Source organism: Streptomyces sp. NPDC093591 (genome assembly GCF_044764885.1).
GTDB lineage: Bacteria > Actinomycetota > Actinomycetes > Streptomycetales > Streptomycetaceae > Streptomyces.
This window is the reverse complement of record NZ_JBIWIY010000013.1, coordinates 186,341-201,560: the sequence shown is the minus strand read 5'-3', so window position 1 is coordinate 201,560 and position 15,220 is coordinate 186,341. Positions and strand designations below refer to the sequence as shown.

The 15,220-nt window shown below is 70.2% G+C and carries 16 protein-coding genes and 1 pseudogene; 9 read left to right on the top strand and 8 right to left on the bottom strand.

Translation table 11 applies throughout. From position 1 onward, the window contains the following. Positions 1-87: 87 nt before the first annotated feature. The gene (locus ACIREI_RS27110) at positions 88-453 is read right to left on the bottom strand and encodes a helix-turn-helix transcriptional regulator (RefSeq protein WP_403337778.1); all 366 of its coding nucleotides are present in this window, start codon (positions 451-453) and stop codon (positions 88-90) included. Between the two features lie 228 nt (positions 454-681). Between ACIREI_RS27110 and ACIREI_RS27105 the strand changes: the two genes are divergently transcribed. The 3 genes from ACIREI_RS27105 (at position 682) to ACIREI_RS27095 (ending at position 4,054) form a co-directional block, all read left to right on the top strand. After that, positions 682-1,407, top strand: coding sequence for an ANTAR domain-containing protein (locus ACIREI_RS27105; protein ID WP_403337776.1), 726 nt, complete (start codon positions 682-684; stop codon positions 1,405-1,407). 47 nt (positions 1,408-1,454) lie between these two features. Further along, on the top strand, positions 1,455-1,907 hold the full coding sequence (locus tag ACIREI_RS27100; RefSeq protein ID WP_403337773.1) for a flavodoxin family protein: 453 nt from the start codon (positions 1,455-1,457) through the stop codon (positions 1,905-1,907). 185 nt (positions 1,908-2,092) lie between these two features. After that, the gene (locus ACIREI_RS27095) at positions 2,093-4,054 is read left to right on the top strand and encodes a DUF1996 domain-containing protein (protein WP_403338027.1); all 1,962 of its coding nucleotides are present in this window, start codon (positions 2,093-2,095) and stop codon (positions 4,052-4,054) included. Between the two features lie 104 nt (positions 4,055-4,158). On the opposite strand, the gene ACIREI_RS27090 is transcribed toward ACIREI_RS27095, so the two are convergent. Then, positions 4,159-4,920, bottom strand: a complete 762-nt coding sequence (locus ACIREI_RS27090) for a YqjF family protein (RefSeq protein ID WP_403337771.1) — start codon at positions 4,918-4,920, stop codon at positions 4,159-4,161. Between the two features lie 57 nt (positions 4,921-4,977). Further along, entirely contained in the window at positions 4,978-5,658 is a 681-nt protein-coding gene (locus tag ACIREI_RS27085) for a TetR family transcriptional regulator (protein ID WP_403337768.1), read from the bottom strand. Positions 5,659-5,736: 78 nt separating this feature from the next. On the opposite strand from ACIREI_RS27085, the gene ACIREI_RS27080 reads away from it, so the two are divergent. After that, positions 5,737-6,423, top strand: coding sequence for a class II aldolase/adducin family protein (locus tag ACIREI_RS27080; RefSeq protein WP_403337766.1), 687 nt, complete (start codon positions 5,737-5,739; stop codon positions 6,421-6,423). Next, on the top strand, positions 6,420-7,349 hold the full coding sequence (locus ACIREI_RS27075) for a carbohydrate kinase family protein (protein ID WP_403337763.1): 930 nt from the start codon (positions 6,420-6,422) through the stop codon (positions 7,347-7,349). The genes ACIREI_RS27080 and ACIREI_RS27075 overlap by 4 nt, the downstream gene beginning before the upstream one ends. 15 nt (positions 7,350-7,364) lie before the next feature. On the opposite strand, the gene ACIREI_RS27070 is transcribed toward ACIREI_RS27075, so the two are convergent. From ACIREI_RS27070 to ACIREI_RS27060, 3 genes are all read right to left on the bottom strand, one after another. Further along, entirely contained in the window at positions 7,365-8,339 is a 975-nt protein-coding gene (locus ACIREI_RS27070; RefSeq protein ID WP_403338024.1) for a phosphotransferase, read from the bottom strand. 68 nt (positions 8,340-8,407) lie between these two features. Next, the gene (locus ACIREI_RS27065) at positions 8,408-9,295 is read right to left on the bottom strand and encodes a pyridoxal-phosphate dependent enzyme (protein WP_403337760.1); all 888 of its coding nucleotides are present in this window, start codon (positions 9,293-9,295) and stop codon (positions 8,408-8,410) included. A 315-nt stretch (positions 9,296-9,610) separates the two neighbouring features. After that, positions 9,611-9,739, bottom strand: coding sequence for a hypothetical protein (locus ACIREI_RS27060; RefSeq protein ID WP_403337758.1), 129 nt, complete (start codon positions 9,737-9,739; stop codon positions 9,611-9,613). Here ACIREI_RS27060 and ACIREI_RS27055 point away from each other — a divergent pair. Beyond that, positions 9,738-10,016, top strand: coding sequence for a hypothetical protein (locus tag ACIREI_RS27055; protein ID WP_403337755.1), 279 nt, complete (start codon positions 9,738-9,740; stop codon positions 10,014-10,016). The two genes, ACIREI_RS27060 and ACIREI_RS27055, sit on opposite strands and share 2 nt — an antisense overlap. Here ACIREI_RS27055 and ACIREI_RS27050 read toward each other — a convergent pair. Next, positions 10,005-11,066: a sensor histidine kinase gene (locus ACIREI_RS27050; RefSeq protein ID WP_403337752.1), complete on the bottom strand. Its 1,062-nt coding sequence runs from the start codon at positions 11,064-11,066 to the stop codon at positions 10,005-10,007. The two genes, ACIREI_RS27055 and ACIREI_RS27050, sit on opposite strands and share 12 nt — an antisense overlap. Beyond that, complete coding sequence (locus ACIREI_RS27045) at positions 11,059-11,757, bottom strand: response regulator transcription factor (protein ID WP_403337749.1); 699 nt, start codon at positions 11,755-11,757, stop codon at positions 11,059-11,061. Before ACIREI_RS27045 ends, ACIREI_RS27050 begins: the two co-directional genes overlap by 8 nt. A gap of 192 nt (positions 11,758-11,949) precedes the next feature. Between ACIREI_RS27045 and ACIREI_RS27040 the strand changes: the two genes are divergently transcribed. From ACIREI_RS27040 to ACIREI_RS27030, 3 genes and pseudogenes are all read left to right on the top strand, one after another. Then, complete coding sequence (locus ACIREI_RS27040) at positions 11,950-12,942, top strand: endonuclease/exonuclease/phosphatase family protein (RefSeq protein ID WP_403337746.1); 993 nt, start codon at positions 11,950-11,952, stop codon at positions 12,940-12,942. A 90-nt stretch (positions 12,943-13,032) separates the two neighbouring features. Continuing rightward, positions 13,033-14,216: pseudogene (locus tag ACIREI_RS27035) on the top strand (lipid II:glycine glycyltransferase FemX). A gap of 8 nt (positions 14,217-14,224) precedes the next feature. After that, the gene (locus ACIREI_RS27030; RefSeq protein WP_403337743.1) at positions 14,225-15,214 is read left to right on the top strand and encodes a D-isomer specific 2-hydroxyacid dehydrogenase family protein; all 990 of its coding nucleotides are present in this window, start codon (positions 14,225-14,227) and stop codon (positions 15,212-15,214) included. Positions 15,215-15,220: the final 6 nt, after the last annotated feature.

Sequence of the window (15,220 nt, the reverse complement as noted above, 5' to 3'; positions counted from 1 at the left end):
GCCGCGCGTACTGACGAGCCGCGCGTACTGAGTCGAGCCGGGGCCGGAGCTGTCGGCGTCGCGCCGACGGCTGTGTTCGGCCCACGCTCAACCGCCGTCCACCGGCATCCGCTGGCGCGCCGTCCTCAACTGCTCGGGGCCGGAGGTGCGATGGGCCTCGTCCCGGGCGAGCAGCGAAAGCAGCGCGGCCACCGTCAGCCCGGCTTCGGCGGGGTGACGCAGCACCTTCGCCGGCGCGATCCGGTAGGTATTGGTGCGCCCCTCGCGGGTGTGCGACAGATACCCTTCCTGCTCCAGATCGGAAATGATCTTCTGGACGGCGCGCTCCGTGAGCCGGCAGTGCGCGGCGATACTCCGGATGCGGATGTTCGGGTTGTCGGCGATGGCAGCCAGTACACGGGCATGGTTCGTCAGAAAGGTCCATCCGGTGTGCGGCTCAGGGACTCCATCCATGTACCAACCCTACGACTGGATGTTCACGTATACAAATACACGCACTGCATTTCATGTATCTGTTGACGTGTCCCGCAGTTCGGGTTCAGTCTGGTACCGAGACGGGGAGTAACTGAGGGAGAGGCGGTCATGGCAGAGTTCGCGTCCTCCGCGAACCCCCCTGCGGGGGGCGTTGCCGGCCCTGCGGACGCCGGAGGCGCAGCGGCGGCCGCCCAGGCGTGCTCGCTGGTGACCGCCATACACCCGGACGGTGACCGGATCACCGTGAAGGTCGGCGGAGAACTCGACCTGGATTCCAGTGAGCGCCTCCGCGGCGTCCTGCGCGAAGCCCTGAGCCGCTCGGTCCACGGCATCGACCTGGATCTGGGGGGCGTCACCTTCTGCGACTGCTCCGCCCTCAACATCCTGCTCACCCTGCGTCGGCGAGCCCTGGAGCAGGCCAAGACGATCACCATCCAGCACGCGAGCACGGAAGTGGATCGCCTGCTCGCCCTGACCGGCACGCAGCCGCTGTTCGCCCGCCCGGGCCCGGACGGCCAGGGCGCGCCGGTCCAGTACGTCCAGGACACGGAGCCGCAGGAGATGGAGACGCAGGGCATGCAGACGCGGGACATGGAGACGGCCGAGGACGCCGACTACGACCTGCGAATCGAAGTCGCCCAACTACGACGGGCCATGCAGACCAGGCCGACCATCGACCTGGCCCGGGGCATCCTGATGGCCTCCTTCAGCCTGAGCTCCGAGGAGGCCTGGACGGTCCTCGTCGCGGCCTCCCAGAACACCAACACCAAGCTGCACTCCCTGGCCGGAGACCTGGTCACCGCGGTCAAGGGCGACGCGTTGCCGGACGCCGTGCAGGAACAGCTGTCCTCGGCGGTCGCCAGGGTCAACTCCGGCGTGGGAACCACGGGGGGTGCGGCGGAGGGCCAGGAGCCCGCCCAAGCCGCCGACTGAACCGCCGCGGTTGCGTCGATCGGCGGCGCACCGGCAGGGTTCGGGGTGTGCCTACCTTGCTGATCGTGCATCACACCCCGTCGCCCAACTGCCAGGCCATGCTCGAAGCCGTCATCTCCGGTGCGACAGCCCCGGAGATCGAGGACGTCGAGGTCGTACGGCGACCGGCACTGTCGGCCACGGCGTCCGACGTACTCAACGCCGATGCCTGTCTCCTGGGCACCCCGGCGAACCTCGGCTACATCTCGGGAGCCCTCAAGCACTTCTTCGACCAGGTCTACTACCCCTGCCTGGACGCGACCCGAGGCCGCCCCTTCGGCTACTACGTCCACGGCGGCAGCGACGTCACCGGCGCCGTCCGGGCGATCGACTCCATCACCACCGGCCTCGCCTGGCGACGCACGGCACAACCTGTGACGGTGACCGGTGAACCAGGCAAAGCCGACATCGAGGCGTGCTGGGAACTGGGCGCCACGCTCGCCGCCGGCCTGATGAACTGACCCTGGGCATAAGGAATTTCTGTGAATCCGTGCGCCCTTTGAACACTGCGCGGCTCGTCTCCGTATAAGGCCGGGGGATTTTCATGCCCTGAACGACGACGAGGCGTAGGAGTACTTCCTTGGTACGCAGCACGCGAAGACGCCCCACGGGCGCACGGCGAGCGACCTTTGCGGCGGTCGCGCTGATGTTGGGCGGCGGCGGCCTGGTCGCGGCCAACGTCTACGCCTCGGCCACCGAGGACGGGGGAGCGGATCCGGCTCGGACGCTGTCCTCCCCGGCCGGCACCATCGACTGCCCGGACGTCGGCAGCCGGCTGACGGCCGTGCCGGACGGGGCGAAGGAGGACGTAGCGAAGGAACTCGCCCTCCTGGACCAGCAGATCGCCGAGGCCTACCAGCGGTTGCAGGAGTCGGCCCAGGCCATCCAGCAGGACGCCGGCTTCGCCGACAGCGCGATCATGAATCCGCTGAAGGACAAGCGCACCGCGACGATCGAGCGGATCGCCATCGCCGTCGACCGCGAGGGAGAACGGCCCCAGGGCCTGGAGCCCCTCGCACCTTGCGCCCTGCGCGCCGCCGACAGCGGCAACGGCGACCAGGGCGGGGACGGGCAGGCCGAGGGCGGTGACGACGAGGCGGGCCAGGAAGGCGCTGACCAGGGCAACGAGCAGCCGGGCAACGGCGAGCAGCCCGGCAACGGCGGCCAGGCCGGCAACGGCCCCGTCGCCGCGGACTTCGCCGACATCACCGCCGTACAGCCGAACGTGACCGGCCCGGCCCTCCAGAAGGAAGCCTCGCGCGGCACTTTCGCCACCAGCTGCGGGGTGAACGAGAACGGCCTGTTCAACTCCGACAACGTGATCGTCGCCCCCGGCGTCTCCAACGGCGCCCACCACTTCCACGACTACGTCGGCAACCAGGCCAACGACGCGTTCGCGAGCGACGAGGACCTGGCGAACGCCGAGACGACCTGTGTCGACCAGGACGACAAGTCCACCTACTACTGGCCCGTGATCCGCCTGCAGAACGGAACGCAGGAGCAGGACGCCAACGCCCCCGGCGGCGGCATCGAGGGCAACGCCGGCGAGATCGTCACGCCCAAGGAAGTGACGCTGACGTTCGTGGGCAGCCCGCGCGGCAAGGTCACCGGGATGCCGCGCCTGCTGCGCATCATCACCGGCGACGCGAAGGCCTTCGTGAACGGCACCGCCAACGCCAACGCCTCCTGGAGCTGCACGGGCTTCGAGGACCGGCAGCTGAAGGACAAGTACCCGCTGTGCCCGCAGGGCAGCGACGTGGTGCGCACCTTCAAGTTCCAGAGCTGCTGGGACGGACAGAACATCGACTCCGCCAACCACCGCACCCACGTGGCGTTCGCGGCCGCCGACGGCAGCTGCCCGGCGGGCTTCAAGGCCATTCCGCAGTTGGTGCAGCGGATCGTGTACGACATCGATGCGCCGAGTCTTCAGGACGGCGGCCGTACGACGCCGCTGTTCGCGCTGGACACCTTCCCCGAGCAGCTGCACAAGCCGGTCACCGACCACGGAGACTTCATCAATGTCTTCTCCGAGGATCTGATGGGTCAGATGGTCGACTGCATCAACGAGGGCCGCGAGTGCGGCGCCGGAGCCGGCCAGGGCGGCGACCCGGGCGAGGAGGAGCCGACGCAGCAGCCGCAGCCGACCCAGTCTGCCGGCACTCCGCCCGGCGGCGGCGAGGAGCCGGAGCCCGGCGACGGCGACGGCGAGCCGACCGAGGCGCCGGCGACCGAGGAGCCCGCGAAGCAGCCGCCCGCGACCGACGAACCGGCCACCGAGGCGCCCGGGACGGAACCGGCGAACGACGACAAGCCCACCATGTCGAGCACGGTGGCGCCCAAGTCCTACGGAACTCCGTCGCCCACGCAGGACGCCACCGCACCGGCCCAGGGCGGCTCGGCGGAGAGCGGCGCCGACGCGGGCAGCACCCCCGCGCAGACGCAGCCCGCCGCGGCCGGCGAGGAGTCCGGGGACGGCGGCGGAACGCAGCCGCAGGCGGTCGGAGGACTCGCGGAGACCGGCACCACCCTGTGGCCGGCCGCGGCCGGCGCCGTGCTCCTCATGGCCGGTTTCCTGCTGCTCATGCGTACGCGCCGCCGCGCCGGATGACGGCAAGGGCCCGTAACGGCGCTTGACGCCGGCAGGTTCCCTCGGGGCTCGGACCGGTCATCCCGGTCCGGGCCCCTGGCGTTCTGACGTGGCGGGCGCACCGGTCACGGTGTGGGGATGCCGGCCGGGCGTGCCGGGCGGCCGAGCCGGACGGGGACGCCGGGGGAGTACAGGACGCTGGCCGGGGCGGTGGTGGGGGCGGGCAGTCCGGCCGCGGTGACGAGGTTCTCCTCACAGGTGATCAGCTCGCCGCGGTACAGCGGCCATCGGGGGTGGTGGTTGGGCAGGTACGCCAGCGGCTCGGGCCCGCCGAAGAAGGCGTTGTGCATGCCCCAGCGGGCGGTGAGGAAGTGCTCCAGCTCGGTGGGCTCCTCGATGCGTCCACCGGTGCGTAGGGTGATGCGGCTGGACGCGCCGCGCGGGCCCGGCCAGCGGCGGGAGCTGGTGTAGGTGACGGTGTCGCCGACCGCGCGGACGCTCATACGGGACCACAGGTACGGCAGCCGGAAGCCCACGCGCCCCATCACGACCGGGATCAGCCGCGCGGCGTCCATCGACCGGAACACGACACCGCGCCGTCCGTGCGCGTCGACGGAGTACAGGCGCACGTTGGTCTCGGGGAAGGTCCCCAGATATGGCACGCCGGGCAGCCGCAGCCAGCCGACCCGGTGCATCCGGAAGGCGACGAGCCCGATGTAGGTGACCCCGTCGTGCGTGTCCGGAACGGTCCCCTTCGGCAAGAGCCCCGCCACGGCGTCCGGCTCGACGGCCCAGTGGATGAAGGCGAGGTCGAGCCACTGCTGGGTGAGCAGGGGCGTGGGTATCGGAGCGGGAGCGTCCGGGGTGACGGGGGTGGGTTTCGGCACGACGTCAGGATGACAGAGCCTTGATCCGGCGCCGGAAGCCGTGCCAGTCCCCGTCCGTCAGCTCGTCATCTGATGTCCCTCATGTCCCTCATGGCGCGTGGTGATCGCGGTGAGGTATCCGCGCAGCATGATCTTGGCTTCGTCGAGGAGGCCCGGATCACCGTCGGGGTCACGGCGGAAGGCTTCCTGGGCGAGTGCGTCGGCGGCGAGGACGGCGGCGTGGCAGGCGCGGGCGAGTGCCTCGCCGTCCGGGGTGACGCCGAGGGCCAGCAGGACGCGCCGGACGCCGTCCGCCATCCGGTGCTTGTGCGCGCGGTCCGCGGCACGGGTCCGCTCGGTGAGGCTGCTGCCGAACCACAGGGCCCTGAAGCCGTGTTCGGTGCGGTAGATGGCGGCGTAGGCGTCGATGAGCTCGCCGACGGGGTCGTCCCACCGCTCGTCGGCCGCGGCGCGGACGAGGTCGCCCATGGCCGTCTCGAGCCGGGCGAAGTAGCCGGCCGCGAGGGCGTCGATGATCGCGTCGCGGTCGGGCAGGTACTGGTAGAGCGAACCGACCGAGACCTTCGCCTCCGCCGCGATACGGGTCGTGGTCAGCGCCTGGACGCCTTCGCCGACCAGGACGCGTTCGGCGGCCTGGAGGACACGGGCCAGACGGGCCTTGCTGCGCGCCTGCTGGGGCGTGCGGCGCAGGGGGACGTGCCGGGTGCCGCCGGTATCCGGGGTTTTCGCATCCCCCATGTGGGGCGTCGCATCCCCCATGTGCGGCCTCCGAACCTGAACGTGACTTTGTTTCAGGTTTAGGTTAGCGTCGCGTACATGACCGACTCAAGCGCGGTGCTGGGTCAGGAGCGTGCCGCGGTGGCCGAAGCGTGCCGTCGTCTGGGGGCGCAGGGGCTGCTGATCGGCACGGCCGGCAATGTGAGCATGCGGGTGCGGGACCGGGTCGCGATCACGGCGACCGGTGCGGTGCTCGCCGAACTGACGGCAGACCAGGTGAGCGTGGTCGACCTCGACGGCAAGGTCGTGGCCGGGGGGTTCGAGCCCACCTCGGAACTCGATCTGCATCTGGGTGTCTACCGTCGCTACGGCGCCGGAGCGGTCGTGCACACCCACGCGCCGATGGCGACGGCCCTGTCCTGCGTGCTCGATGAACTGCCCTGCATCCACTACCAGTTGCTGGCTCTGGGCGGCTCGGTACGCGTGGCCCCGTACGCCACCTTCGGCACGTCGGCGCTCGCCGAGTCCGTCCTGACGGCGTTGGAGGGCCGCAGCGCCGCGCTGATGGCCAGTCACGGCGCGCTGACGCACGCGCCGACGCTCGGCAAGGCGGTCGAGCACGCGCTGCTGCTGGAGTGGGCGTGCGGCGTCTACCAGCACGCGGCCGCCCTCGGTACGCCCCGCGTCCTCGACGAACACCAGCAGCTCGCGGTGATCGAAGCCGCCCTGGCCCGGAACTACGGCACCACCCACCCCGTACCGCCAGCGCAGGAGGAAAGCCGATGAAGGTCGTCACGATGGGCGTACATGTGCTGGACGTGCTGGTGCGGCCGGTGGAGGCGATACCCGAGGGCCAGGGCGCGACGCTCGTGGAGGACATCAGGATGACGGCCGCCGGGACGGCCGGCGGGACCGCCCTGACCCTCGCCAAGCTCGGCGCCTCGGTCCGCAGCGCCGGGGCGATCGGAGCCGACCCCACCGGCGACATGCTGGTCCAGTTGCTGGGCGCGGCAGGCATCGACACCCGGTACCTCGTCCGCCGCACCGACACGCCCACCTCTGCGAGCGTCCTGCCCATCCGCCCGAACGGCGACCGCCCCTCACTCCACCTGCTCGGCGCCAACATCACGTACGGCCCCGACGACGTCCCCTGGGACGCGATCGCCGAAGCCACCCATCTCCACCTGGGCGGGCCCGAGCTGATCGGGGTCGAGGCGGCCGCGCGCATCCTGTCGTACGCCAAGGAGCACGGTGTGGTCACCTCGGTGGACCTGCTCGCCCCCGGTGTGCTGGGGAGTTTCGAGCAGATAGCGTCGGCACTGCCGTACGTCGACCACATGCTGCCCAACGAGGACCAGGTCCTCGGGTTCACCGGCGAGGAGGACCTGGTGGCGGGCGCGAACAAGCTGCTGGCCGCCGGTGCCGGCCTGGTCGCGGTCACCCGCGGCGGTGACGGCGCGCTGCTGGTGACCTCGGAGGGCACGCAGAAGGTACCCGCCTTCGAGATCGACGTGGTGGACACGACCGGCTGCGGCGACGCGTTCTCCGCGGGCTTCGTACGCGGCATGGGTCTGGGCCGCACCCCGTACGAGTCCGCCGTCCTCGGCTGCGCGGCTGCGGCGTTGGTGGCCCAGGGCCTGGGCAGTGACCACGCAGACTTCGACCTGCCCGCAGCCGACGCCTTCGCCGCAGCGCACAAGCCCCGGCCGTGACCTCCGCCGGGGCGTTCAGGCGCGGACGAGAGCGAGCGCCTGGTTCAGGTTGTACTCGGCGACGGCCGCCATGAACGCCCGGTCGGGGAAGTCGCCGTCGAGCAGCCGCAGTGGGCCCGCCGTCAGCGACAGCCGCTGCGCGAGCAGGTAGAACGCCAGGCGGTCCTCGTCCAGTCCGGCCACCTGAAGCGGCCGGTAGGCGTCGTGCAGGCGGATCCGCAGAAAGACGTGCTCCCACTCGACGTCGCAGTACATCAAGTCCTCGATGTCGATCGGCACGGGGTTCCCGTCCGTGTCCACCAGCACATGATCGGGTCCCAGCTCGCCGTGCACGACCGTGTACTGCGCGCGCGGCCGCACCGCCGCCGCCAGAGCCAGCAGCCGTTCCTCCAGCCGGTCGCGGGCTCGCGCGATCCGCGGATCACGTGACGCCGCTTCGGCGAGGGCCCGCAGCGCGCGGTCCAGGACGACCCCCTCGCACGAGGTCTGGCGCGATGTGCCGCCCGCGTCGACCACGGCCACTTTGCCGTACGCGCAAGCCCGATGGCCCCGCATCGCCTCCAGCGCCTCTCTGAGCCGGGCCATGACGGGGGCGGCGGCGCTCGGGTCGCGCGCGAGCAGCTGCTGAAGGTTCTCGCCGGGCAGGTCCTCGACGATCGCGAGACCGGCCGCGTCGCTCTCGCCCCCGCGGTCGACGAGACGGATCGCCGGGACTCGGACGCCGAGCGCGTCCAGCCGGGCGTGCGCGGCCTGGAACAGGTCGAGCCCACGGCCGGGGGAGAGCGGGTCGGTGAGGTCGTTGTCGCCCTCGGCCTGCGGCCAGTAGTTCTCGGCGTCGTCCCACAGATAGGCGATCGCCGTCGTCGCGTCGTCCATCACCAGGCGGTACACGCCCTTCCGGCTGCCGCCGGCGACCCGCTCAACCGCCTCCGGCCGGCGCCCGCGCCCCAGCGCGGCCCGCGCCGCACCCGCCAACCGCTCCCGCGCCACTGCCCTGGATTCCACGCCCCTGGATTCCACGCCCCGAACCGCCTCCGCGTCACGACAACCCGCGCACTCTACGGGAGCAGCGAGGCGGGGGGGCGACGGCTTTCTGCCGCATCCGCGGACAGGCCGGCGTGTGGCCACGCCGGCCGTACCGGTGCAGGCGCGCGAGACCCGCCCCCCCAGCGCCCACCGCCCTCCGGCGTAACTGCCCCTCCTCGGCCATCGACGCGAGAGCCGGCCGCTCCGACGAAGTCACTCGGGAAGAAACTTCCGCCGTGGCTGGCGCCGTTCAGTGCATGGTGATGTTCGGGTTCGACTGTGACGGTGGTGATTCCGTGATGTTGGGCGGCGGCGGTGATACCGGTGAGCAACCCATTGCTGCCGGCTGTGAGCACGATGGTGTCCAGGCTGGGGATCTGCTTGTGGATTTCTTCTAGTAACGTGCCTGCGCCCGCGCTGATGAGTGGGTCGGCGTGGGATTGTGGGAGCAGCGCCCCTGTAGTGGTGGCGAAGTCCTGGCACGCCTTGAGGGCGTCGGTGTAGTGGGCCCCTACCAGTCGCACGTCCGCGTTGTAACCGCGGAGCTTGGCCACTTCGGTCGCGGGGGCGGTGGTGGGGAGGAAGACGGTGGCGGTGATGCCTTGCTGCCGTGCAGCCCAGGCACATGCCAACCCGGCGTTGCCGCCCGAGGCCGTGGTGATTCCTGTAACGGGAAGGCTGCCGTTCTCACGGTGGGCGGCGATGAGGTTCTGCGCGCCGCGGGCCTCGAAGCTACCGGTGTGCTGCATGAACTCCAGCGCGAGCCATACCTGACAGTCCTGTTCGGGCCGGTCGTCGAGCGGGTCGCGCCAAGCGCTGGCAATAAATCCGGCGTCGAGCGACGACAGGACGACTGGGCGGACCTTTCCGGCGATCCGGTCGGCGGCGGCCTTGATGTCCCCGTGGGCGAGCTGGCGCACGTGGTACTCCTGTGTCTGGTTGTGTCATGAGGACTGTGCGAATATCCGAACGCGATGCGCCGCCTGCCCCGCTTGGGGGCCATCGCGTGCACATGTCCGGGCACGAAGATGGACGCGCCGCCGCGCTGCGGGGCCAGCTCGGCGTTCGGGCAGTGTACGACTGCCTCGGAGCGTCAGTCGGCGGTATTTCGGTGATTGAGCTCCTTCAGCGTCGCTGCTTGAGGGTGTGGACGGCCAGGGCGATTGACGTCGGCTGCGGGCCCTGGCTCATGCAGGATTTCCGGATGCAGATGCGAAAGGTTGAGTCAGTACTGGTCAGGCGGTCGCGGTGATGAGTTCGAAGTGCATGGTGAGGCCGCCGTCCTTGCTGTGGCTCACTGACATCGCGGTGTTCTCCGGCAGCCGTTTGAGGTTGCTGTTGCCTGGGCGGGTGCGGCCGCGCATGGTGCCCGGCGGTGGCGGACTGAGCCATGTCGCCGCCGGTCTCGACGATGGTCATTTGAGCGGCCGCAGGACTGACGGCAGGGGTTCCAGGCGGGTGTCAGAGTGCGGTGATCTGCACATCCGACCGGTCGACCATGGCGGCGAGGTGTTTCTCCTTCAGGGGCTGGGCTTCCATCTCGCGGGCTGTGATGAGCTGGGTGCGGCGGTGGGTGAGATCGCGCAGTTCGCGGATGTCCCGTTCGGGTGTGAAGTGGTGGTGCGGGGCTCACTTTTGTGATGCCTCGGGCAATTCCACAGTGATGCGAAGCCCGCCCGCAGGGCGTGGGGTGAGCGTGAGGGTGCCGTCGTGTGCCTTGGTGATGGTCTTGACGATGGCCAGGCCCAGGCCGACGCCTGCCTGGTCGTTGTGGATGCGCTCGGTGCCGCGCTGGAAGGGTTCGGTGAGGGTCGCGGCCGTCTGCGGGGTGAGCTGCTCGCCGGTGTTCTCGACGCTGAGCACCACGGTTTTGGAGTGGAGGCGGGTATGAACCCGGACGGTGCCCTGTCGCGGCAGGTTGTGGACGATCGCGTTGTGTACGAGGTTCGTGGTGAGCTGCAGCAGGAGCGCGGGCGAACCGGTCGTGGGGGCGATGTCGCCGCTGGTTTCGAGGGTGACGCCGTACTTCTCCGCGAGCGGGTGAAGCGTTTCGGCTGCTTCCTCCGCGATGAGGGACAGGTCGACGTGTTCTCGGGTGAAGGACCGCTGGTTGGCGCGGCTGAGCAGGAGCAGTGCCTCGGTGAGGTCGATGGCCCGGGTGTTGATGGTGTGGAGGCGGTCGACGAGTTCGGCGCTGTCGTGGTTCGGATCGGCGCGGGCGACGTCGATGAGCGTCTTCGAGATCGCCAGCGGCGTACGCAGCTCATGGGAGGCGTTGGCGGCGAATCTCTGCTGTTCCGCGACGTGTGCTTCGAGCTGCGCGAGCATCGTGTCGAAGGCGTCGGCGAGTTCGCGGAACTCGTCCTCGCGGCCCGGCAGCCGGATCCGGTGGGACAGCGAGCCGGCCGCGGCCGTACGCGTGGCGTGGGTGATGCGGTCCAGGGGGGCGAGCATGCGTCCGGCGAGGATCCAGCCTCCCAGGAGACCGAAAATCAGCAGGGATACCAGTACGGCGGCGACTGCCGGGCCGAAGCCCCGCAGGAGGACGGAACGGATCAGCATGTCCGAGGGGTAGGTACGCAGGAGGTACGCCCACACCGCCGCGAGCAGCAGGACGCCGGCCAGCATGAGGAAGCCGGCGTAGCTGAGGGTGAGTTTGAGGCGCACGCTCCATCCGGGCTGCCTATCCACGACCACCGCCCCCCTCACGCCCGGCGTCGCGCGTCGTGTCGATGCGGTAGCCGACGCCCGGCACGGTGGCGATGAGCCATGGCTCGCCGAGGCGTTTGCGCAGGGCGGAGACCGTGATGCGGACGGCGTTGGTGAACGGGTCGGCGTTCTCGTCCCACGCGCGTTCCAGGAGTTTTTCGGCGCTGACGACACCGCCTTCGGCGGCGACGAGGACTTCGAGGACCGCGAACTGTTTGCGGGTGAGCGCGATGTAGCGGTCGTCGCGGTAGACCTCGCGGCGGAACGGATCGAGGCGCAGCCCCGCGATCTCCCGTACCGGCGGCCGGTTGTGGGCGCGCCTGCGGTCGAGGGCCCTGAGCCTGAGCACGAGTTCCAGGAGTTCGAAGGGTTTGGTGAGGTAGTCGTCGGCGCCGAGTTCGAATCCGGACGCCTTGTCGTCGAGCCGGTCGGCCGCGGTGAGCATCAGAACGGGTATGCCGCTGCCGGAGGCGACGATGCGTTTGGCGATCTCGTCGCCGGAAGGACCGGGGATGTCACGGTCAAGGACGGCGATGTCGTAGGTGTTGATACTCAGCAGCTCCAGGGCGGTGTTGCCGTCACCGGCGATGTCGGCCGCAATCGCTTCCAGGCGCAGGCCATCGCGGATCGCTTCAGCCATGTAGGGCTCGTCCTCGACGATCAAGACACGCATGTTCTGAAGACTACGAGTCGGCACATATCGTCGGCGTAACAAAAACCACATACGTGCTGGCAACACGGCAGCGCGTTCAGTGGCGGCATGTCTCGAACTCCAGCATCAGCACGAGCAACGACGACCCGCCGGGTCCGCTGGTTGCCGGCCGTCGGCCCGACGGCCGTCCCACCCGCAGCCGTCCCACCCGCGATGCCCGCGGACGGCCCCCGGCCGGGCCCGTGGAAGCGCGGCCCGCTGCCCACGGTGTGCGCGCTGCTGCTCGGCCTGCTTCTGCTGCTGCACGGGACGCTCACGGACCGGGCCGGGCTGGGCAGTCTGGTGGAGACCTTCCTGCCGTGGTTCGGTCTGTTCGTCCCGGTGCTGCTCGCCGCAGCGCTCTGGCGCCGTTCCGCCTCCGCGGTCACCGCGCTGGTGCTTCCGGCCGTGGCGTGGGTGAGCCTCTTCGGCGGGCTGCTCGGCGACAAGTCCCACACGGGCAGCGACCTCACCGTCGTCAGTCACAACGTCGCCGCCGAGAACCGCGATCCGGTCGGCACCGCCCGTGACCTGGCCGCCTCCGGCGCGGATCTGCTGGCGCTCGAGGAGTTGACCGACCAGGCCAGGGGCACGTACGAGAAGGAGCTCGCGGAGGCGTACCCGCACCACACCGTGCAGGGCACGGTCGGGCTGTGGAGCAAGCTGCCGCTGTCCGGCACCCGGCCGGTCGATGTCCTGCGGGGCATGGCCGGGCCCCTGGCCGAGAAGCTGCGGCCCGAGGACATCCCGGTGGGCACACCCCGGGCGCTGCGCACCACGGTGACCACCGGGCAGGGACCGCTGGCGGTGTACGTGGCGCATCTGGGTTCGGTGCGGGTGATGCCCAGAGGCGGTTTCTGGACGGACTCGCGCGACGCCGGCGCGACGAAGCTCGCCGAGGCGGTCGCCGCCGAGCGCAGCGAGCGGGTACTGGTGCTGGGCGACTTCAACGGCACCGTGGACGACCGTGCGCTCGACGGCCTCTCCTCGCAGCTGCGCTCGGTCCAGGACGTAGCAGGGGACGGCTTCGGCTTCACCTGGCCGGCGAAGTTCCCGGTGGCGCGGATCGACCAGATCCTGGTCCGCGGTGTGGAGCCGAGGAGCGCGTGGCTGTTGCCGGCCACGAGCAGTGACCACCGGCCGGTGGCGGCCGGAATCAGCTGGTGAAGGCCGCTCCCACCGCGGGGCGGGGACATGTCGTCGGCGTATCGAGATGTGCATTGGCCCGGGCGACACTGCGCGCCTTCACGGGACGGCATGTCCTCCAGCGAACCAGTACGAGCAGCATCCGTGCGTCCGGTCGTCAGGCTGATCAGCGTCGCCGATCATGTGGCGTTCGTGCGGGCCCAGCGGTCGGTCGGCTTTCTGCAGACCCCGGCGTGGGGCCGCGTGGACAGTGAGTGGGGCGGTGAGTCCCTCGGCTGGTTCGACGGCGGGCGGCTGGTCGGGGCCGGTCTCGTGCTCCATCGCCCGTGCCGCGGCTCGACCGCTGCACGCTGGCCTACCTGCCCGAGGGGCCGGTCATCGACTGGACCGGCGAGATCGAAGCGTGGCTCGATCCGCTGGTGGCGCATCTCGAGGGACATGGCGCCGCCGCGATCCGGCTCGGCCCGCCGGTGCGTACGGACACCTGGAGCACCGCCCAGGTCGAGGACGGCCTCGCAGACGCGGGCGGCAGGCGGCTCACCGAGGTGTCCGGCCGGTGGACCGACCCGGTCGGCGCCCATGTGGCCGCCCGGCTGAGCGCCGCCGGCTGGCTTCCGCGGAGTCCCGGGGACGGTTTCGGGATGGGGCATCCGCAGGCCGGGTACGAGATTCCGCTGGCGGGCAGAGCCGAGGACGACGTACTCAGAGGCATGAACCAGCAATGGCGCCGCGACATCGAGAAGGCCGACAGAGCGGGCGTCGTGGTCACGGCCGGCGACGGGGACCCCGAAGACCTGAAGGCGTTCCACGACCTCTCCCTCCACACCGCCGAACGCGACCGCTTCACACCCCGGCCGCTGCGCTGCTTCGAGACCATGTTCGCGGAGATGCGGGCCGAGGATCCCGAGCGGATCCGGCTCTACGGGGCGCGTCACCAGGGCGATCTGGTCGCCGCCACCATCCTGGTCCGCGTCGGCGCCCACGCGTGGTGCGCCTACGGTGCCTCCGCCACCGAGAAGCGCGAGGTGCGCGGTTCCCACGCCTGCCAGTGGGCCATGATCCGCGACGTGCTTGCGGCCGGCTGTGACGTCTATGACCTGCGCGGTATCACGCCGACGCTGGAGGCGCAGGATCCGCACGTCGGCCTCGTCCGGTTCAAGGCCGGCACCGGCGGCCAGGCGGTGCGGTACGTCGGCGAGTGGGACCTGCCGCTGCGGCCGGGCATCGCCCCGCCCGCGACGTATCGCGGGCATATCGAAAACCACATACGTTCCGGCAACAGCACGCCGTCTTGACTGCAGGTATGCCCCTTAGCGAAACGACCCGCATCACCATGTACGGGTGCGGCCCGGACGAAGCCATTCTGTTCCGCGAACTGGCGCCCGGCCTCCGTGTGCGGCCGGTCGTCACCGACGCACCGGTGTCCGAAGCCAATGCCGAACTGGCCGCGGGCAGCCGGTGCGTCAGCGTCAGCCACAAGACGCACATCACCCACGCCGCTTTGCGTGCGCTCGGCCGGGCCGGCGTGGGGTACATCTCCACGCGGAGCATCGGCTACAACCACATCGATGTGGCATACGCGGACAGCATCGGCATCGTTGTGGAGAACGTCTCCTACTCGCCGGACAGCGTGGCCGACTACACGCTGATGCTCATGTTGATGGCGGTGCGGGACGCGAAGGCCATCATCCGCCGCACCGACATGCACGATTACCGGCTCAGCGAGGAGCGCGGGAGGGAATTGCGCGACCTGACCGTCGGAGTGGTCGGGACGGGACGTATCGGCGCGGCGGTCATGGACCGGCTGCGGGGTTTCGGCTGCCGCGTCCTGGCCCATGACCACCGTCCCGCGGCCCGTCCCGGTGCCGCTGCCGAGCTCGTTCCGCTCGATGAGTTGCTGCGGCGCAGCGACCTGGTCACGCTGCATGTGCCGCTCACCGCGCAGACGCACCATTTGCTGAACCGGCAGCGCCTTGCACAGATGAAGGACGGCGCGCTGATCGTCAACACCGCACGGGGTGCGCTCATCGACACCGAGGCACTGGTGCAGCGGTTGGAGAGCGGCAGGCTGAGCGGCGCGGCGCTGGATGTCGTCGAAGGCGAGGAAGGCATCTTCTACGCCGACTGCCGAAGCAAAGCCATAGAGGTCAAGGGGATGTTGCGACTGCAGGAGCTGCCCAATGTCCTCATCAGCCCGCACACCGCCTACTACACGGACCACGCATTGCGCGACATCGTGGAGAACTCCCTCACCAACTGCCTGACATTCGAAAGCCGGAACACCCGGGGCTGAGCGCCC